Origin of the sequence: Parathalassolituus penaei, from assembly GCF_026626885.1 — a bacterium.
Lineage (GTDB): Bacteria > Pseudomonadota > Gammaproteobacteria > Pseudomonadales > Oceanobacteraceae > Oceanobacter > Oceanobacter penaei.
Map to the genome: position 1 here is coordinate 90,887 of NZ_JAPNOA010000019.1, position 18,200 is coordinate 109,086.

20 protein-coding genes are annotated in these 18,200 nt (G+C 54.9%); 8 read left to right on the forward strand and 12 right to left on the reverse strand.

Annotated features, from left to right (window positions below):
• Window positions 1–10 precede the first annotated feature (10 nt).
• Window positions 11–1,006, reverse strand: a complete 996-nt coding sequence (locus tag OUO13_RS06220; protein ID WP_283172996.1) for a PilW family protein — start codon at window positions 1,004–1,006, stop codon at window positions 11–13.
• Window positions 1,006–1,464 carry a type IV pilus modification protein PilV gene (pilV, locus tag OUO13_RS06225; RefSeq protein WP_283172997.1) on the reverse strand — a complete coding sequence of 153 codons (459 nt, stop codon included), beginning with the start codon at window positions 1,462–1,464 and terminating at the stop codon, window positions 1,006–1,008. Before pilV ends, OUO13_RS06220 begins: the two co-directional genes overlap by 1 nt.
• 348 nt (window positions 1,465–1,812) lie before the next feature.
• Between pilV and OUO13_RS06230 the strand changes: the two genes are divergently transcribed.
• Window positions 1,813–3,111 carry an NAD(P)/FAD-dependent oxidoreductase gene (locus OUO13_RS06230; protein ID WP_283172998.1) on the forward strand — a complete coding sequence of 433 codons (1,299 nt, stop codon included), beginning with the start codon at window positions 1,813–1,815 and terminating at the stop codon, window positions 3,109–3,111.
• Here the strand turns inward: OUO13_RS06230 and OUO13_RS06235 are convergent.
• Complete coding sequence (locus OUO13_RS06235) at window positions 3,106–3,798, reverse strand: DUF1826 domain-containing protein (protein ID WP_283172999.1); 693 nt, start codon at window positions 3,796–3,798, stop codon at window positions 3,106–3,108. The two genes, OUO13_RS06230 and OUO13_RS06235, sit on opposite strands and share 6 nt — an antisense overlap.
• Before the next feature lie 178 nt (window positions 3,799–3,976).
• Here OUO13_RS06235 and OUO13_RS06240 point away from each other — a divergent pair, with 178 nt between their 5' ends.
• Complete coding sequence (locus OUO13_RS06240) at window positions 3,977–4,465, forward strand: CreA family protein (RefSeq protein ID WP_283173000.1); 489 nt, start codon at window positions 3,977–3,979, stop codon at window positions 4,463–4,465.
• A 45-nt stretch (window positions 4,466–4,510) separates the two neighbouring features.
• On the opposite strand, the gene OUO13_RS06245 is transcribed toward OUO13_RS06240, so the two are convergent.
• On the reverse strand, window positions 4,511–4,693 hold the full coding sequence (locus tag OUO13_RS06245; protein ID WP_283173001.1) for a hypothetical protein: 183 nt from the start codon (window positions 4,691–4,693) through the stop codon (window positions 4,511–4,513).
• 144 nt (window positions 4,694–4,837) lie between these two features.
• Window positions 4,838–5,719, reverse strand: a complete 882-nt coding sequence (locus OUO13_RS06250; RefSeq protein WP_283173002.1) for a LysR family transcriptional regulator — start codon at window positions 5,717–5,719, stop codon at window positions 4,838–4,840.
• Window positions 5,720–5,889: 170 nt separating this feature from the next.
• Between OUO13_RS06250 and OUO13_RS06255 the strand changes: the two genes are divergently transcribed.
• Window positions 5,890–7,050 carry a VOC family protein gene (locus OUO13_RS06255; protein WP_283173003.1) on the forward strand — a complete coding sequence of 387 codons (1,161 nt, stop codon included), beginning with the start codon at window positions 5,890–5,892 and terminating at the stop codon, window positions 7,048–7,050.
• A 53-nt stretch (window positions 7,051–7,103) separates the two neighbouring features.
• Here the strand turns inward: OUO13_RS06255 and OUO13_RS06260 are convergent, their stop codons facing one another.
• The 6 genes from OUO13_RS06260 to ffh form a co-directional block, all read right to left on the reverse strand.
• A complete protein-coding gene (locus OUO13_RS06260) occupies window positions 7,104–8,021 on the reverse strand; it encodes a bestrophin family protein (protein WP_283173004.1) in 918 nt (305 codons plus the stop codon).
• Window positions 8,018–8,446 carry a secondary thiamine-phosphate synthase enzyme YjbQ gene (locus tag OUO13_RS06265; protein WP_283173005.1) on the reverse strand — a complete coding sequence of 143 codons (429 nt, stop codon included), beginning with the start codon at window positions 8,444–8,446 and terminating at the stop codon, window positions 8,018–8,020. The genes OUO13_RS06260 and OUO13_RS06265 overlap by 4 nt, the downstream gene beginning before the upstream one ends.
• Before the next feature lie 139 nt (window positions 8,447–8,585).
• Window positions 8,586–8,933: a hypothetical protein gene (locus OUO13_RS06270; protein ID WP_283173006.1), complete on the reverse strand. Its 348-nt coding sequence runs from the start codon at window positions 8,931–8,933 to the stop codon at window positions 8,586–8,588.
• Between the two features lie 29 nt (window positions 8,934–8,962).
• Window positions 8,963–9,283 (reverse strand): rhodanese-like domain-containing protein, encoded by a 321-nt coding sequence (locus OUO13_RS06275; RefSeq protein WP_283173007.1) that lies wholly within the window; start codon window positions 9,281–9,283, stop codon window positions 8,963–8,965.
• Window positions 9,280–9,462 carry a hypothetical protein gene (locus OUO13_RS06280; protein WP_283173008.1) on the reverse strand — a complete coding sequence of 61 codons (183 nt, stop codon included), beginning with the start codon at window positions 9,460–9,462 and terminating at the stop codon, window positions 9,280–9,282. The genes OUO13_RS06275 and OUO13_RS06280 overlap by 4 nt, the downstream gene beginning before the upstream one ends.
• Before the next feature lie 99 nt (window positions 9,463–9,561).
• Window positions 9,562–10,959, reverse strand: a complete 1,398-nt coding sequence (gene ffh / locus OUO13_RS06285; RefSeq protein ID WP_283173009.1) for a signal recognition particle protein — start codon at window positions 10,957–10,959, stop codon at window positions 9,562–9,564.
• Between the two features lie 189 nt (window positions 10,960–11,148).
• On the opposite strand from ffh, the gene OUO13_RS06290 reads away from it, so the two are divergent.
• The 3 genes from OUO13_RS06290 (at window position 11,149) to OUO13_RS06300 (ending at window position 14,122) form a co-directional block, all read left to right on the forward strand.
• Window positions 11,149–11,832, forward strand: a complete 684-nt coding sequence (locus OUO13_RS06290; RefSeq protein ID WP_283173010.1) for a DUF2461 domain-containing protein — start codon at window positions 11,149–11,151, stop codon at window positions 11,830–11,832.
• Window positions 11,833–11,898: 66 nt separating this feature from the next.
• Window positions 11,899–12,714: a cytochrome C assembly family protein gene (locus OUO13_RS06295; RefSeq protein ID WP_283173011.1), complete on the forward strand. Its 816-nt coding sequence runs from the start codon at window positions 11,899–11,901 to the stop codon at window positions 12,712–12,714.
• A 115-nt stretch (window positions 12,715–12,829) separates the two neighbouring features.
• Complete coding sequence (locus OUO13_RS06300) at window positions 12,830–14,122, forward strand: HlyC/CorC family transporter (protein WP_283173012.1); 1,293 nt, start codon at window positions 12,830–12,832, stop codon at window positions 14,120–14,122.
• 36 nt (window positions 14,123–14,158) lie between these two features.
• Here the strand turns inward: OUO13_RS06300 and OUO13_RS06305 are convergent, their stop codons facing one another.
• On the reverse strand, window positions 14,159–15,907 hold the full coding sequence (locus OUO13_RS06305) for a right-handed parallel beta-helix repeat-containing protein (RefSeq protein ID WP_283173013.1): 1,749 nt from the start codon (window positions 15,905–15,907) through the stop codon (window positions 14,159–14,161).
• Window positions 15,908–16,360: 453 nt separating this feature from the next.
• On the opposite strand from OUO13_RS06305, the gene OUO13_RS06310 reads away from it, so the two are divergent.
• Both OUO13_RS06310 and prfH read left to right on the forward strand, forming a co-directional pair.
• Window positions 16,361–17,506: an RNA ligase RtcB family protein gene (locus OUO13_RS06310; RefSeq protein ID WP_283173014.1), complete on the forward strand. Its 1,146-nt coding sequence runs from the start codon at window positions 16,361–16,363 to the stop codon at window positions 17,504–17,506.
• The gene (gene prfH, locus OUO13_RS06315) at window positions 17,506–18,135 is read left to right on the forward strand and encodes a peptide chain release factor H (protein WP_283173015.1); all 630 of its coding nucleotides are present in this window, start codon (window positions 17,506–17,508) and stop codon (window positions 18,133–18,135) included. Before OUO13_RS06310 ends, prfH begins: the two co-directional genes overlap by 1 nt.
• The last annotated feature ends 65 nt before the right edge of the window (window positions 18,136–18,200 follow it).

Genomic DNA, 18,200 nt, shown 5'->3' on the forward strand with positions numbered 1-18,200 from the left:
CACCGCCCTGTTATTCCGTCTGGCCACGAATGGTTACCACAAACGACACCGGCCGCCGCAAATACCCATCCGAGCGGGTTTGTTCGATATCGTTAAACTCGTAGGTCTGGTCATCATCCAGTACGTTGTCTTCCAGTGACCGCAACAGCAGGTTAAAACGCACGCTCACCACGTTGTCCCAGTCGGAAACCTCTGACGCCGAGTAGTAGCCATCAGCACCACTGACACCATTGGTGTTTTCACCAAACTCCAGTTGCATATCCTCAACCCCTTCGGCAATCAGGGTTTCCTCCGCGGTACCGGAATCATTTACCCGGCGAAAAAGCGACGGCTCGCCATCATCGGACGTACCGATATAAAACGTCGCACTGTGAACCTTGATCACCTGCGAACCAGCCACGTATTTATGGCCAAAACTCTTGGAGCTGTTGCCAGGTGTTCCACTACCGGTATTGTGAACAATATTGCCGTTGGCATCGGTATAGTTGGTTACCTGAAAGATTGCCGCACTATTACAATCCGTCAGCAATACAATATCGTCGGTAGTAATCGGGGCTGGGTCCATTACGGTGGTTTTTAATACCGCACTGGTATCCGGCATTTCTGATTCAAGTGACACCTCTGAACCATAGGTGCCATTAACCACCAGCACGTCGGTTCCACTGACAACGTCGTCAGCGATGCTGTCGGGATAACCGGTACTGCTGTCATAACCCTGAATCACATTGTCAAAATTGAAATCGACATCACTGCTGTCGTTGAGGGTGCTGACGATGTTGGTAACGTTATCCAGGCAACCAAACCCGGCTTCCCGCACCTCGACTGCCAGCGTGTAATTGATCAGACGCGCATCTTCCTGCACCCGCGCCATGGCATCATCCAGTCGCCAGCTACGCTTGCTGCCCTGCAACATCTGCACAAGCCCCCCCACCACAATCACCCCGAGCAACATGGTGATCATCAGTTCAACCAGCGAAAAGCCTTTGATATAACAACGTTTTCTCATCAAAGCGCACTCACCAGACGGATACTGGTTTGCTGGTCGTCTTCATCCACCGCGCCATCGCTGTTGGTATCGTCTTCGATTGATGGGTCAGTCCAGTACACGCTGACCGTACACATACCGGCACTGGTGCAGGTAACTGAACCATCACCACCCGGCAACTGGGACGCGAGCAGGTTCAGCCACTGACGCAGATCCACCTGCGCCATACTGGTATTGCTGGCGGAAGGAATACTGCCGCCCTCTGCATGTTCATAACTGCCGGCCAGCGCTGCATTGGAGTTGGCCAGCAAACGTTCGAACATATCGTTGGCCATCATGTCGGCGCAGGAGCGCAACCAGGCCTGGTGGTTATCTTGCAAGGAGCCCGCCTGCAAACGAATGGTCGCCAATATCGATACCGATACAATGACCACCGTCACCATGATTTCAACCAGACCAATACCCGACTGCCGCTTCATATCCTGTTTCCTCTGCTATGCAAAACCATTTTCGCCAGCAAGCAGACTCTATAAAGAGATACAGTTACGGATTTACCCTACTTTGCCAATAACCATACAAACTGCAGACATACTGACACTGCATTAATATCAGCGCGGCTGATATGTCAGTACGGATTTTCAGTTATTGACACTTCGATATAGGAAGACGCCGGATTCATACTCGCGCGGCCGTTTCATGACACAGCGCAAATAGCGTTGCAGGAGAGCGGACAGACTGGTCCAAACGGATCAGGTGACAGAAAAGACTGGAGAGACCGGGTCATAATCCGCTAAGGTAAAGATATGTTCACAGCGTGAGAAGCAAGTATGCCCAACCGCTCAGACAGTCACATCAGCCATCCGCGCTCATGGTACGCAGCCTCGGCTCACGGCCATCATCCCCGTTCCATTCTTGAAGAATCCGTCGAAACCGACGTTTGTGTTATTGGTGCCGGTTACACCGGGTTGTCCTCGGCTTTGCATCTGGCCGAACGGGGCTTCCGGGTTGTAGTGCTGGAAGCCAGCCGCATCGGCTTCGGGGCATCTGGCCGCAACGGCGGCCAGATCGTCCATAGTTTCAGCCGCGATATGGACTTTATTGAACAGCATTATGGTCCGCTGAAAGCCCGCGCCATGGGCGGTATGGCCTTTGAAGGTGGGAAAATCATCCGCCGCATCATCAGCCAGTACGCCATCGACTGCGATCTCGCTGATGGCGGTATTTTTGCCGCCTGCAACGGCCGTCAGATGCATGAACTGGAAGAAAAACAGGCTCTATGGGAACGTTACGGCCACCAGCAGTTGCAACTGCTCGACCATAAGGAAGTCACCCAGTACATTGGCAGCAATCGTTATAACGGCGCCCTGCTGGATCACACTGGTGGCCACATTCACCCGTTAAATCTGGCACTCGGTGAAGCCGCCGCCATCGAAAAACTCGGTGGTGTTATTTACGAAGGCTCAGCCGTTACCCGCATCGACGATGGCTCTCCGGTTACCGTGCATACCGCCAAAGGCCAGGTCAAAGCCCGCTTTGTGGTGGTAGCCGGTAATGCTTATCTGACCGGATTGCTGCCGGAACAACAGCAGAAAAGCATGCCCTGTGGCACCCAGATTATTACCACTGAACCACTGTCCGAAGAGGTTCAGAAACGCCTGTTGCCCCACAATCATTGCGTGGAAGACTGCAATTACCTGCTCGACTATTACCGCCTGACCTCCGATGGCCGTTTGTTATATGGTGGTGGCGTGAACTACGGTGCCCGCGAGCCGGAAGAAATTGAAAAACTGATCCGCCCGAAAATGCTCACTACCTTTCCATGGCTGGCCAACGTGCGGATTGATTACAGCTGGACCGGCAACTTCCTCCTGACCCTGATGCGTTTGCCGCAGTTTGGCCGGGTCGGCTCCCATATCTATTACGCCCAGGGCTACAGCGGCCATGGTGTCACCAGCAGCCATCTGGCCGGTAACCTGATCGCCGATGCGGTACAGGGCCATGCCGAACGTTTTGATGTGATGGCCACCCTGCCCCAGCATCCATTCCCGGGCGGCCGCCTGTTGCGAGTTCCCTACACCGCGATGGCGGCGGTCTGGTACGACATGCGCGACCGTCTGGGTTTATAACTTCGCAAAGTCGATCGACAGAAACAGGCGCGGTTCACCGGCAACCGCCGGTGAACGATGCACCAGTGCCGCGCCCTGATTACCGATCCAGCCCTCGCCTTTTAACAGTGCCAAATCACCGCGGTTCATCCGCTGAATAGCGTTTGCATCACGGCAAGGCTCCTGGGCGGATGCACCAAGGGCTTCACGCTCGACTGCATATTCTGGCAGCCATTCTGTTGCGGGCCCCAACAGGGTGGAGACCAGCCGGACCGGAACATGGTCGACATGAAAACGTGGACACATGGCCGTACGCAGCGACTGCAGGCGTAATGCCATCGCTTCCGGTTCAAATAATCCGGCAAACAGCTCAACGCTGGTCAGCAAATACTCCTGCAAACTGCTGCGTCCAGGCAGCTCCGCTGGCCAGCTGCTTTCCAGCAAGGACGGCAGGGTTGCCAGCAGCTCTTCTGGCGGCAACATCATCCCTAGACGAAACCCCGGTTGTTGCGTGAGCAGTGCACACAAGCTGTTATGCAACTGCCACAGCTCCTTTCGCCCCAGACATTGCTGCAAGGCGCCACGCCAGATCGCAAGATTCACATCCGGTTCATAAATAGCAACCAGATCCAGAACTTCATCCGAAATACGGGCTTCTGGACATACCGTTGAAGCTGATGCCACTGCAACCGACGACGATAACGCCACGACTCTTCACTCCCACAATCAGGATCGATAACGACCAGGGATTGACCTGGCAATTTTTTGAATTGCCAAATGTTATATTATAACAAATAATAAAAACAACCGTAATATCCGGAAGATGGGGCTTGTTCATGCCCCGGCAGGCCGCTAGGCTCAGCGCTTTAATGGGTGGAGTGCCGTCATGAAATCTGTGTTCAGTTTTGCCAGCGCCTGTCTGCTGGTGTTGTCCGGCAACGCTTGGGCCGAAAAAGTGGGTGAAGTGGATACCGTCTTCAAGCTGCTCGGTGCCAACCACAAAATTGTGATTGAAGCCTTTGATGATCCCAAAGTGGAAGGTGTGTCGTGCCACCTGAGCCGCGCCAAAACCGGTGGCATCAAGGGTTCGCTAGGTCTGGCGGAAGACAGTTCGGATGCCTCGATTGCCTGTCGTCAGGTTGGGCCGATCCGTTTTAAAGAAGCGTTTGACGAAGGTGAGCAGGTATTTAACCAGCGCACCTCGCTACTGTTCAAAACAATGCAGGTGGTGCGTTTTTACGACCGTAAACGCAACACCCTGGTGTATCTGGTGTATTCCGACAAGGTGATCGAAGGATCACCGAAAAACAGCATTTCGACGGTGCCAATCCAGAACTGGCAACCGGCCCCGATACCAGTCATGCCACAGCACTGATAACCGTGTGATAACCAGAAAAATCCGCTTGCTGTGGATTCAGGTTCAACCATGACTACGGGCGTAATCGGCCAGAGTCGACAGCAACTGCGGAGATGCCGGAGGAGCAATCACACAGACCTGATCACCGTAGTAGTTATCACCGTAGTTACAAACGCCGGACGCACACTGACCAACAGTCGGCGCAGATTGGGTAGCTTGTCTGACGAACTGGATAAAAACGTTCATGGCTGTTCTCCTGGGGTATTGAACCGCTATCGCTATCGATAACTGAATAATAATTGCCTGTAGCTATCAGAAGACAATGACGTTTTTCTCTGAAGCCAATAGCTTTAACAAATCAGAATAAAAATCCTGATAACCAAATACTCATTACTGATCTTTTAACAGAGTCCGTAATGCGCCCCCGACCTCATCAAGAAACTGCCGCACCCGCGGCGACAGCAAGCGGTTATGGGGATACACAAACTGCACGGGAATGAGTGCTGACGCATAGTCTTCCAGCACCGGTTGCAACAGACCGCGGGCTAACGCCTCCCGCACCTGATAACCCAACAGACGGGTAAAACCGAGGCCACTGACAGCCCCCTGCAGAACCACGTCGATCTGGTTACTCGACAACACCGGCTGCAACCGCACGCGCGTGTCACCGATTGGCCACTCATGTCCCTGTGGTGCAAACAGCACACCGGGGGCACCCACCAGATCTGCAGGTATCTGCGGAATTCCCACCCGTTGTAACAGCAGCGGGCTGGCACACACCTGCATTCGGGTAAATCCCAGTGGCATGACGATCAGGGAGGAGTCACCCAGATGGCCGATACGCAGCGCCAGATCAAAGCCCTCTTCCAGCAAGTCCACCACCCGGTCCAACAAGGTCAGCTCGGCAACCATGCCCGGATGCTGTTGCAACCATTGATTCAACAAGGGCGCCAGATGCCAGCGCCCGAAGGTAACCGGTGCGGTAATGGCCAGTCGCCCGGCCGGCGACTGACGGCGCGCATCCAGCACAAACTCAGCCTCCTCAACATCGGCCAGAATACGCCGACAACGCAGCAGATATTCCTGGCCATCATCGGTCAGCGCCAGACGGCGAGTCGTACGGTTCAGCAAACGCACCCCCAGATAATTTTCCAGCTCCGCCAGCGTACGTACCACCGACGCCGGTGAGCGCTGCAAGTGTTCTGCCGCGGCCGACAAACTGCCCTGCTCCACAATCGCTACATATGTCGCCATCGCCTTCAGTCTATCCATAAAAATTCCCTTCCGATTACGGCTCTGGTGCTTCTCGACTATTCAATAAAGTGCATAAATGCTGTCAGGTTGACGCCATTTATTGCGACCAGTGAAAAGAGAATACTGATCCTGTTAACGCCGGGGAACTGACCTTAAGGCGCGATTTGAACGCAAATCAGGAGCAGGAAATGGCGAATAACCATGGGGTTTGCCCGGTTGCCATCAGCAGTTGGGAACATGTTGGTATCCGGGTTTCTGATCGCCAGCAGGCACTGGCTTTTTATGCAGCGCTGGGCTTTGCTGAAACCCAGCATTTGCCACGTTTTGAAGCCAATGAAATGCGCGCCGCCAATGGCGTGCGTATCAATCTGATTTTTAACGGTGCCCGTCAGCCGCAGGCAGGTAATCCGTTACTGGATAGTCCGATCAAACTGCCGGGGATTACCCATCCAGCCTTTGTGGTGGATGACCTGTATGCCCTGCGTGCCTGGCTGCAGCAGCGAGGCATTCGAATCACCGAAGATATTCATGCCATTGGTTCAAGGCGGATTGCCCTGTTTATTCGCGATCCGGATGGCAACGTTCTGGAGTTCAATCAGCTGCTGGATACGTCAGCGGCCGCCGCTACTGAACAAACTACTGAACAAACTACTGAACCAACTACTGAACCCACGACTGATCCAACAACTGCACAGATAACAGCTCCGATAACAACATCAATAACAACAAAAGCTATTACGCAGAGGAAAACCACCATGAAACTCTATGACCTCGAACTGTCCGGCAACTGCTACAAGGTACGTCTGTTCGCCGCACTGGCCCAACTGCCGCTGGAATTACAAGCAGTCGATTTTCTGGCCGGTGCCCACAAGCAGGCCCCGGTGATTGATCTGAACCCGTGGGGAGAACTGCCGGTTCTGGTGGATGGTGATGTGGTGTTGCGCGACTCACAGGCCATTCTGGTGTATCTGGCCCGGCAATACGGCGGACATGCCTGGTGGCCGGACGATGCTGCCCGTCAGGGTGAAGTGATGCAGTGGCTGTCGGTGGCGGCCAATGAAATCCAGCACGGCCCCTGCACGGCACGCCTGATCGACAAGTTTGGCTACGACCTCAACAAACCTCGATCACTGGACATTGCTGCGCGAATTCATGGTCTGCTGGAACAGCACCTGAGCCAGCACCCGTGGCTGGCCTGCGGACGTCCAACCATCGCCGACTGCGCGGTGTTCCCGTACGTGGCGCTGGCGCATGAAGGTGGCATCAGCCTGAGTGACTACCCGCATATCCAGGCCTGGTTACAACGGGTAAAAGAACTGCCCGGCTTCAGCCCGATGCCAGGTGTCTGAGGGATAAACAAACGGCTGCCGGATAGCTCCGGCAGCCACCAGCAAAGCGGGTATTACTGCAGAATATGGCCGTCAGGACGCAGTGGCTCTGGCGGTTCATCACCCAGACTTTCAGCGATGGAAATGTCATTCACCCGACAAATAGCGGTCAGCGGCAAATGGTTGGGCTGCAAACCAAAAGGCTCTTCCAGCTCTTGTGCCAACGCTTCCAGACCAAAGAAGGTGTAGGCCACAACCAGACTGAAAATCGGCGTAAACCAGCTCATGGTACCGGCCAGACCAAACGGCAGCAGATAGCAGTAAATGTGCACCGTACGGTGAGTCAGCAGGCTATAGGCAAACGGAATGGGAGCCGACACCAGACGCTCACAGGCCGCCTGCACGTCGGTCAGGCGACTGAAGTGTTCATCCAGCTCACGTACACCAACACTGTCGAGTTCACCGGAACGCAACAACTTTCGCATCAGAAATCCGATCTGGCGCAGACAGTAGTCCGGCACGCTGCGTTGACGACGCATTTCGGCTTCATCAAACCCCGGAACATCCCGCACGGCGGCAATGGCTTCGTCTGGAATTCCCTGTTTACGTAACTGCCCACGCAGGGCATGCGAATGCGCCGACACCCACTGCAACATCAGACGACGGGTTGGATGATCACCCAGCAAAATATAGGACGCGCGCCCGATTGATCGAATATCACAGACCAGCTGACCAAACTGTTTGCGTCCTTCCCACCAGCGGTCGTAACTGGCGTTGTTACGAAAACCGAGGAAGATCGACAGGGCGATACCCAGCAAGGTAAACGGCGCGACCGAATACTTGCTGAAGTCGTAATAATGAAACTGGTGAATGCCTTCCACAATCGCAGAGAACAGGCAGACCGCCAGCATATGCGGGGCAATACGCGGCAGGATCGAACCGCGCCAGGCAAATAACAATCCCAGCGATCCGGGGCGGTCACGAACAATCATGCGAACACCTCCCCTTGCAGGGTCAACACCAGCGTGCGGGCGCCACCATGATCCCGATGTTCGCCCAGATAAATGCCCTGCCAGGTGCCGAGTTTTAATTCGCCGTCACCGACCGGAATCATGACCGAATTCCCCAGCAGGCTGCTTTTGATATGCGCTGGCAAATCGTCGTCGCCTTCCAGTGTATGGCGATACCAGGACTCACCTTCACGCACCGAGCGGTTGAACCAGGATTCGAAATCCTGACGCACAGTCGGGTCAGCATTTTCGTTAATGGTCAGTGATGCCGAGGTGTGCTGGATAAACACCTGCAACAAACCCACCCGCATGTTTGCCAGTTCTGGCAACGCCTGCACCACATCGCGGGTAATCAAGTGAAAACCCCGGGCGCGCGGGGCCAGACGAATTTCTTTTTGCAGCCACATACCAACCGAATCCAAGCACCATCCAATGCACTAAAAAGCACTATAAAAGCCTATTCAAGGCAGGCGCGAGTTTACTCCGGCGTTGTGGCAACACCAGCCCTGCAACCGTAAATCCGTTGTAAAAGCACCAACAGAGTCGTCAGTGCAATATCGGTAATGGCCGGATTTCGCGGAGATCAAAATGTAATGCCAACAAATCCACCAACGCGTCCAGTGTGAGGTTCTCGAAGGCATCATAAACCGGGTTGACCTCGGACGATTCCGGGTACTCCAGATGCACACCGTATTGCCCTGGCCGTTGCGCCAGTGTGAACAGATAAGCGCGCAGCTCACCGTCTACGGTGTCACACAAATACAGGGCGCGGGAGTCTGTGATGATGCGCTCATCCAGCGCCAGCGCATCGCGGTCGAGTTGTTCGGCCAGCAACAACAACAGATGTTTGATGCTCTGATCCTTGTCGAGCGCCCAGATATTAAGCGTCGACAAAACCTGCGTTCCGCCTGCTGCCATGGACGTTACTCCACCGGTTGCGCATTAACCTCAAGCCAGCGGGTATAACCGCCAACCAGATTAAAGACGTTGTCGAAACCAAAACCGGTCAGAAACTCGGTCAGGTGCTCACTGCGATGGCCGCTGTAGCAGTACACCAAAATGGTGCGCTGTTTATCGCCCTTGCGCACCAGACTCTCGACGAGACCATCATGGGCATGCAAGGCACCGTCGAGATGACCGGCCTTGTAGTCTGTGAGGTTACGGCAGTCGAGCAGCATCCAGTCAGCACTGGCTCGCAGGGCTTGAAAATCTTCACAGTTGAGGGATTTGATCACGGCGCTCATACCAGCACCTCGACCAGCCAGGTGCGGCTACGGGAAACCACACGACGCATCATTGGTGTCAGCCACACACACCGCATCACAGGCAACGAGGTTTGTCGCCTTGTCGCCAGAAGAATTGTCGCAAAGGCTACAAAAAAGGGTTGAGCAGAGGGCAGGAACGCCCGGATTCTGAGGGTCATAACAACCTCCGTGTAACAAACAGTGTTGAGTCACGGAGGTTATTGCAAGCAGCAGGCCAGCCGTCAGAGGCCAGCCCGGTTAGCAGCTAATACGGCCGATTAACGCATTGGTGGCAGACCACCGCCACCCAAACCGCCCATCTTGCCACCACTCATGGCGCTCATGGCACGCATCATCTTGCGCATACCGCCCGGAGCCGCCACTTTTTTCATCATTTTCTGCATTTGCTTGTGCTGTTTCAGAACGCGGTTAACGTCCTGAATCTGGGTACCGGAACCCATGGCAATACGCTTTTTGCGGGAGCCATTGATCTTGTCCGGGTCCTGACGCTCCAGCGGGGTCATGGAAAAAATGATGGCTTCCATCTGCTTGAACTGCTTTTCAGCCGCCGCAGTGGCTTTGGTCATATCACCACCGAGGTTGCCCATACCAGGCAGCTTGTCGAGCATGGAGGTCAGGCCGCCCATTTTCTTCATTTGCTGCAGCTGGTCGAGGAAGTCTTCGAGGTCGAAACCTTCACCCTTCTTCAGCTTCTTGGCCAGTTTTTCGGCCTTGGCCTTGTCGATATTACGTTCAGCTTCTTCGATCAGAGTCAGAACGTCACCGAGGTCGAGAATACGGGACGCAACACGGTCCGGGTGGAACGGTTCCAGAGCATCGGTCTTTTCACCCATACCCATGAACTTGATCGGCTTGCCAGTGATATGACGCACAGAAAGCGCCGCACCACCACGGGCGTCACCATCAGCCTTGGTCAGAATCACACCGGTGAGCGGCAGTGCTTCGCTGAAAGCACGCGCAGTATTGGCGGCGTCCTGACCGGTCATGGCGTCAACCACAAACAGGGTTTCAATCGGGTTGATTCCTGCGTGCAGTTCCTTGATCTCGGCCATCATCTCTTCGTCGATGGCCAGACGACCGGCGGTATCCACCAGCAGCACATCGGCGTGCGCTTTTTTGGCAGCATCAATCGCCGCCTTGGCAATGGCCAGCGGTTTCTGGTCCGGACTGGACGGGAAGAACACCGCGCCCACGTCGTTGGCCAGAGTTTCCAGCTGCTTGATCGCCGCAGGACGGTAAACGTCCGCCGACACCACCATTACTTTTTTCTTTTCACGTTCTTGCAGGTACTTGGCCAGCTTGCCCACCGTGGTGGTTTTACCAGCACCCTGCAGACCCGCCATCAGCACAATGGCCGGAGGCTGTTGGGCCAGGTTCAGCTTTTCATTGGCCTCACCCATTACCTTCATCAGTTCTTCGTGAACAATCTTCAGGAAGACCTGACCCGGGTTCAGACTTTTCAGAACCTCGGTGCCAATAGCACGCTCTTTAACCTGATCGGTGAAAGCCTTAACGACCGGCAGCGCCACGTCAGCTTCCAGCAGGGCCATACGCACTTCACGTACAGTGCCCTTGATATTGTCTTCAGTCAGCCTGGCCTGGCCGGTAATACTTTTCAGGGCCTTGCCAAGGCGGTCGGTCAAACTCTCAAACATGACGGAGTCTCTTGTTAACAGGGACACCAGAAACGGCTGGCATCCGGGCAAGCGGAAAAAGGCAGGCAGTATACCAACTAATCAGCAAAGCCGCAGACTAAAGCTGGTGATCAGCGCGCAAATACGAAACACTGACAGTAACGCCGATCAATATTGTCCCTCCCACCTCCTGACATACGGATATTCCAGATGAAGGATCATTTCGAACCTGGGCTGATGACCTTTCTGCGCGAGCTGGCGGCCAATAACCAGCGCGAGTGGTTTGAGGAACATCGGCCCCAATATGAACAACTGCTGCGTGAACCGGCGTTTGCTTTTATCAACGCCATGGCCGACGAGCTGCTGCACCTGTCACCGTTTTATGAAGCCAGCGCCCGCAAGAACGGTGGCTCACTGATGCGAATTAACCGCGATGTGCGATTTGGCCACGACAAACGCCCGTACAAAACCAATGTGGGGATCCAGTTTCGCCATCAGAGTGGTCGGGATGTCCACGCTCCAGGCTTTTATCTGCATATTGAACCCGGCGAGGTGTTTGTCGGTGTTGGTGTATGGCACCCGGCGGCTCCGCAACTGGCACAGATTCGTGATGCCATTGTTGAAAAGCCCGAGGCGTATCAGGCTGCCATCCAGCATCCGGACTTCCTCGCCCATTTCAGTCTGGTCGGCGATTCCCTGATCCGCCCACCGCGGGGTTATGATCCAGCACATCCGCTCATTAATGAGCTGAAACGCAAGGACTTTATCGCCCTCTGCGCCCTCAGCGAGGACGAGTTATGGCAACCGGGGCTGGCCAAACGGGTAGCAGAATACTTCGCTGCCGGCAGCTCGCTGCAAGCCTGGCTGTGTCAGGTACTGGGTTTACGTTACTGATATTTCGACGCTTTCCCCACACCGGGGCTTGTGCGACACTCTGGGCATCAGTCCGGGATTTGGAACATGTCTGATTTATTTGTAGCCCTGCCTGCTGTGGGGCTTTATCTGTTTACTGCATTTCGTCAGTGGCAAACCATCGCCGGGCACCAGCCCGCCAATCGTGGTCTGGTCCTGACCACCACCATGATCGCTGCGCTGTTGCATCTCGGTTATCTGAGCTTTGATGCCATTACTGGCCGCGCCGGTGGCCATGCTATCAACTTCGCCTTCATGGAAGTCGGCTCCCTGATTGGCTGGGTGATCACCCTCTTGCTGCTGTTTTCCAGCTGGAAAAAACCGGTCGAGAACCTGTTTGTGGGGCTATTCCCCATGACCGCCGTGGTGTTGCTGGTGGCCGCCCTGGCCGATCAGCACAACCCGCTCGGCCACCTGAGCTACAGCCTTGCCTGGCACATTCTGTTGTCGATTCTGGCTTACAGCGTGTTTGTGATTGCCGCGGTGCAGTCGATTCTGCTGTTCCTGCAGGACAAACATCTGCGTCAACACAAGACTCACGGTCTGATCCGCGCGCTACCGCCGCTGCAGATTATGGACGCGCTGCTGTTTGAAATGATCTGGCTGGGCATGATCCTGCTGACCCTGGCGTTTGCGGTGGGGTGGCCAGGCGTCGTGAGCCTGAAAGAGCAACACCTGGTACACAAGGTTGTGTTCGCCAGCATCGGCTGGATGGTCTTTGCCATGCTGCTCATCGGTCGCTACCGCTTTGGCTGGCGTGGCGCGGTTGCCAGTCGCTGGACTCTGACCGGTACCTCGTTCCTGATCCTGTCCTACTTCGGCTCAAAATTTGTACTGGAAGTATTGATTGCTCGTGCCAACTGATCGAATGCCGTACAGAAAAAACCTCGCTTTCCGTACGGTATCCATCCAATCGCCAGTTGACAGTCAGCAGTCGCCCCATATGATGGCCAAACCACCATCAACATAGGACACCGTTTTGAACGAGGTTCCCTTAAGTGTGCTATTTGGCATACTCGCGGTACTGCTTCTTTTTTCAGCGTTTTTCTCCAGCTCTGAAACGGGGATGATGTCCCTCAACCGTTACCGGTTGCGTCATCTCGCCAAAAATAATCACAGTGGTGCCAAACGCGCAGTTAGCCTGCTGGAAAAGCCGGACCGGCTGATTGGTACCATTCTGACCGGTAACAACCTGGTTAACTTCGCCGCCGCGGCCCTGGCCACCATCATCAGCCAACGCCTGTGGCCGGATAACCCGGACCTCGCCGTATTCGTCAACACCATCCTGTTTACCCTGATTGTGCTGATCTGTGCCGAACTGACCCCAAAGACTCTGGCCGCCATTGCGCCGGAAGCGGTCGCGTTCCCGGCCTCCCGAATCCTGATCGCTCTACAATGGTTCCTGCACCCATTTGTCTGGTTTGTTAACACGATTGCTAACGGCCTGCTGAAACTGATCCGTATTGATGTCAACCAGACCAACAGCGATCACCTCAGCACCGAAGAATTACGAACCGTGGTGCGTGAAGCCGGCACCATGATTCCAAAGCGTCACCAGCACATGCTGCTGAGCATTCTCGACCTCGAGAAAATGACCGTTAACGACATCATGATTCCACGCGGTGAAGTCATCGGTATCGACCTCGACGACGACATGGCGACCATTGTTGAACAGCTTCGTACCACCCAGCACACCCGTATGCCGGTGTATCGTGGAGATATCAACAACGTGGTGGGTATCCTGCACGCGCGCTCAATTGCCCGTTTTATGACCCAGCCAGAGTTCACCAAAGAAGACATCGAAAAGGTTTCCCGTGAACCCTACTTCATTCCGGAAAGCACACCGCTGCACACCCAGCTGTTTAACTTTCAGAAGAACCAGCGTCGTATTGCCGTAGTGGTGGATGAGTACGGTGATATTCAGGGTATCTGTACCCTCGAAGACATTCTGGAAGAGATTGTGGGTGAGTTCACCACCGACGTGGTGGCCGCCAGCTCACCGGATATCCTCAAGCAGAACGAAGATGTGTTTATCGTTGATGGCACCGCTTATATCCGCGATGTAAACCGTCAGATGAACTGGGACTGGCCAACCGACGGCCCTAAAACCGTCAGTGGCCTGATCGTTGAAATGCTCGAACACATCCCGGAATCACCGGTGTGTTTACGCCTTGGCGGTATCTATCTGGTGGAAATCCTGCAGATCAAGGACAACACCATTCGCGCGATTCGGGTCGAGATCGACAAGAAACGCGCCGCTGAACGCGAATAACCGACAAGGCCCGCCTCAGCGCGGGCCTTGTTGTTTTCAGCCCTCGGAAGCCACCTGCAAACGAATATTGCCTTCGTAATGACCAGCACTGATAGCGGTTTCCACACCATCCACATACATGGTCAGGGACGAACCATCGGATGCCGTTATTTCAGCGCCTTCGGCAATCGTCAGACTGGTCAGCCATGAGGTCTGATCCAGCGTCCAACTACTGGAAGCATCCAGACTCACCGTCACGCCATTACTGTTGGAGGTTTCACCGTATACGTTCACGACCTCACCAATGTAGGCGTAGTCCGCCGCGGTTAACTGGTCTGCAGTGAAACCGGCCACTTCGTACTGGGGTGTAGTGGTTGCCGTGGTAATCGCACCGGTCAACTCGCTGTTTTCCAGATTCACCTGCATGGTCACCGCCAGAGTATTACCGTTGACCAGATCCCCACTGAGCGATGTGTTAGCGATATTGATGGCCGACTCATAGTTACCCGTTACCGTGCCCACCATAGCCACAAAATACGGATCATCGTTGGCCATCAGCTGCACCAGAACACCACTGTCCGACACCACGGTGGCAGAGTCGATATTGATGGTCGGATAACTGCCCTTGGCCTGAATCCCTGTGCCTGCCGAGTGAATCACGCTGCTGTCATTAATGGTCAGAGTGCCGGTAGCGTTGCTGTGCAGCATCACACCAATGCGCCCGGACTGGATATCAGAACTGCCACTGACGGTTGCGGTACTGCTGCTGGTCAGAATCAGGCCGTAATCGGTGATATCAAAATCACATCCCCGAATTACCACATCGGCACCGTTATCAGAGTAGGCACCATATCCGCTTTCACGAGTGGACACATGGGAATTGATACAATACAGCTCGGTGCCATTCACATCATCGGTGGACAATACCCCCCAGGCATCAGAACTGAGATCACTGTTAACGTAATAGGCCGTGGCATTCTGGGTTGCCAGTGTTGAACGCACATTACCGGTAATACCCAGCATCCACGGCACCTCCATCATACCGCTCCCCAATGCCCATACATAATCTTCAGGCAAGGTGCCGTTATAGGTCGTGATAACCGAGTCGGTAACCGTCAGGGTGCTGTTACCAGTTGCAAACGTGGCTGGCCGAATAGAACCGGTATTGGTAATCACCGCACCGGTCATGGCGACATTGGCATAACCGGCGGTCATCACCGCCGCACCGAGACCGGCAAAGTCGTTGGAGCCATTACCATCGAAGGTAATTTCCGGGTTATTGATTTCATAATCAAAGCTGTCGGTACTGTCGGCACTGCTGCCAATCAGAATACCGTTGAAGTTTTCACCCTCTGAACGAATCACCACACTGTCGGCGGCAGAGTCCGAGACATCACCACTGCTGATCGCGGATGGCACTGATTTCGACTCCACATAGGCTCCGTCTTCTACGTACAGGGCAGCCCGATAGTTATAGGTAACGTCCGAGCCGAAAATACTGAAGCTGAGCGGAATGGCTTCTGCCACATGCAGCACAATGTCGCCAGAATAGTTACCGGCGGTGATTCCGGTTTCGACGTTGTTCACAGTCAGAGTCAGGGTATAACCGTCCGGTGCACTCAGCGTGGCATTCTCACCGATGGATAATTTGTCCAGTGTTGTCGTTGTGGATATGACCAACGTATCGTCAGCAGCCACCGTCAGGGATTCAAGTGCCGTTGAATCGCCACTGCCACCACAACCCGACAATATTCCGGTTAATAACAGAGCACACGGGGTGAGTGTTCGAGCAGATATAAAAACCATTTCATTTCCATCCTGTATTTATTATTAGAATCAGATTGCGACGTATCCAGAAACATCGCTGCGGAAAATCTAGGGCTTCACTCGCTATAGCGTCCAATCGCTTGCAATGATCCGACCGATTGTGGACACCAATTCAATCAGACAGGCCAATATCGTCAGAAATTGTATTGGCTGCCGTTCCGGCACCATCACTACACCGTTTATCCGGCTCGGCATATCAGTACTTGTTTTTGAATCAACCCAGGATTAGCCTGCGCGCACTTTTAACCCATCCATTACTGCATAGGAGGTAACACCATGGCGCATTCATACCCAATCACTTCCCTTGCAGGTCTGATCTGACCCTCGCTGCCCGCTCAGCAGGAACCCGTTTCCTGTTATGACTTCGGCCAGTGACGGCCAACCACGACCTGCCCAACGTTATTTTTCTGTTATCTGAACAAGGTTTCGGACATGGGCAATTGCATCCAAATGCTTGCGGATCAGGTATCCCTGATCGCATCCGCCAATACCTGGATCGAAGGATTGGCAACCCAACAACTCATCAAAACCGCTGAACTCAGTGGTATGCAACGCGTCATTGGTATGCCGGATTTACACCCCGGCCGTGGTTATCCGGTGGGCGCGGCGTTTTTCAGTCAGGGCGTTTTGTACCCGGCGCTGGTCGGCTCCGACATTGGTTGTGGAATGGCGCTGTGGCAAACCAGCCTCAAGCACCACAAAACCAGTGTCGACAAACTGGAGCGCAAACTGGGTAACCAGGAACAACCGCTGGAGCAGCACTGGCTGGCGCTGATTCAGCAACGGCAACAGCAACTGGGCTTGCAAGCCACCGCTCACGACCAGTCGCTGGGCACCATTGGTGGCGGCAATCACTTCGCCGAGTTCCAGCAAATCGACCAGCTCTATATTCCGGCGGCTGAGCTGCCGGGGCTGGATCAGCAACGTCTGTTACTGCTGGTGCATTCCGGTTCTCGTGGGCTGGGCCAACAGATTCTGACCAGCCATGTCGAGCAACATAACCATCAGGGATTAACCGACCAACAACCCGCACAGGCGGCTTATCGGCAACAGCATGATCAGGCGCTGCGCTGGGCCGAACTGAACCGCGAGCTGATCGCCCGCCGTTTTCTGGTGGCAATTGGCAGCGAGGGCGAGCCGTTGCTGGATGTGAACCACAATCTGGTCAGTCCGTTTCAGCTGCACGGCCAGACCGGCTGGTTACATCGCAAAGGCGCTACCCCATCGGATCAGGGCCTGGTGGTGATTCCCGGTTCCCGTGGTGATTACAGCTGGCTGGTGCGGCCCATCGCCAACCCGGATCTGCTGTGTTCGCTGGCCCACGGCGCCGGGCGTAAATGGAAACGTGGAGACTGTCGGCAACGCCTGAGTCACAAGTACTCGGTGAACGATCTGCGTTACACCCGCTTTGGCAGTCAGGTGATCTGCGCAGACCGTGAACTCCTGTACGACGAGGCACCGGAAGCCTACAAGCCCGCCAGTGCCATTATGGAAAGCCTGCAACAAGCCGGACTGGTGGAACCACTGGCACGGCTGAAACCGGTACTGACCTACAAAACCCGTGGGGAGTGCTGCTGATGAGCTGGATTCAGTTATCGTCGGGCCGCGGCCCGGCGGAATGTGAACGTGCCGTAGCGCTGGCCTGGCAGCGCCTGCAGCAGGAAGCGGCGGAAGCAGGACTGAGCGTGCATGCGCTGGAAATCATCAAGGGTAAAACCGGTGATTACCAATCGGTACTGGCGGCGTTTACCACCAGCGCCCTGCCCGCGAGTTTTTGCCAACGCTGGCAGGGCTCTCTGCTGTGGGTATGCCCAAGCCCGATCAGACCCGGTCATGCTCGCAAGAACTGGTTTTTCAGTGCCCATCTGTTTGATCCACAAGATGGCCATTTGCCGGAGCTGGCCGTCGTCGATGTGGAGTTCAGCAGCTGCCGCGCCTCAGGTGCCGGTGGCCAGCATGTGAATACCACCAACTCGGCGGTGCGAGCGCGACACCGACCCAGCGGGATCAGTGTCCGGATTGAAACCGAACGCAGCCAGCACGCCAACAAACGACTGGCGCTGCAACTGCTGGCACACAAACTGGCGGAGCAGCAGCAACAACAGAACCAGCAACACCAGCAGCAACGCTGGCAACAACACAACGAACTCGAACGGGGCAACCCGGTACGGGTGTTCGATGGCCCGCGCTTTTTGCCACGTAACTGACTGATTGCCAACCTGTGCTTCATCCGGTCTCGCGCCGGGTGAAGCCCGGCCACTTAGCGGCTACA

Coding starts and splice junctions, on each gene's coding strand:
- OUO13_RS06220 (WP_283172996.1), bottom strand. CDS start 1,006: ATGAGAAAACGTTGTTATATCAAAGGCTTTTCGCTGGTTGAACTGATG.
- pilV (WP_283172997.1), bottom strand. CDS start 1,464: ATGAAGCGGCAGTCGGGTATTGGTCTGGTTGAAATCATGGTGACGGTG.
- OUO13_RS06230 (WP_283172998.1), top strand. CDS start 1,813: ATGCCCAACCGCTCAGACAGTCACATCAGCCATCCGCGCTCATGGTAC.
- OUO13_RS06240 (WP_283173000.1), top strand. CDS start 3,977: ATGAAATCTGTGTTCAGTTTTGCCAGCGCCTGTCTGCTGGTGTTGTCC.
- OUO13_RS06245 (WP_283173001.1), bottom strand. CDS start 4,693: ATGAACGTTTTTATCCAGTTCGTCAGACAAGCTACCCAATCTGCGCCG.
- OUO13_RS06250 (WP_283173002.1), bottom strand. CDS start 5,719: ATGGATAGACTGAAGGCGATGGCGACATATGTAGCGATTGTGGAGCAG.
- OUO13_RS06255 (WP_283173003.1), top strand. CDS start 5,890: ATGGCGAATAACCATGGGGTTTGCCCGGTTGCCATCAGCAGTTGGGAA.
- OUO13_RS06260 (WP_283173004.1), bottom strand. CDS start 8,021: ATGATTGTTCGTGACCGCCCCGGATCGCTGGGATTGTTATTTGCCTGG.
- OUO13_RS06265 (WP_283173005.1), bottom strand. CDS start 8,446: ATGTGGCTGCAAAAAGAAATTCGTCTGGCCCCGCGCGCCCGGGGTTTT.
- OUO13_RS06275 (WP_283173007.1), bottom strand. CDS start 9,283: ATGAGCGCCGTGATCAAATCCCTCAACTGTGAAGATTTTCAAGCCCTG.
- OUO13_RS06280 (WP_283173008.1), bottom strand. CDS start 9,462: ATGACCCTCAGAATCCGGGCGTTCCTGCCCTCTGCTCAACCCTTTTTT.
- ffh (WP_283173009.1), bottom strand. CDS start 10,959: ATGTTTGAGAGTTTGACCGACCGCCTTGGCAAGGCCCTGAAAAGTATT.
- OUO13_RS06290 (WP_283173010.1), top strand. CDS start 11,149: ATGAAGGATCATTTCGAACCTGGGCTGATGACCTTTCTGCGCGAGCTG.
- OUO13_RS06295 (WP_283173011.1), top strand. CDS start 11,899: ATGTCTGATTTATTTGTAGCCCTGCCTGCTGTGGGGCTTTATCTGTTT.
- OUO13_RS06305 (WP_283173013.1), bottom strand. CDS start 15,907: ATGGTTTTTATATCTGCTCGAACACTCACCCCGTGTGCTCTGTTATTA.
- OUO13_RS06310 (WP_283173014.1), top strand. CDS start 16,361: ATGGGCAATTGCATCCAAATGCTTGCGGATCAGGTATCCCTGATCGCA.
- prfH (WP_283173015.1), top strand. CDS start 17,506: ATGAGCTGGATTCAGTTATCGTCGGGCCGCGGCCCGGCGGAATGTGAA.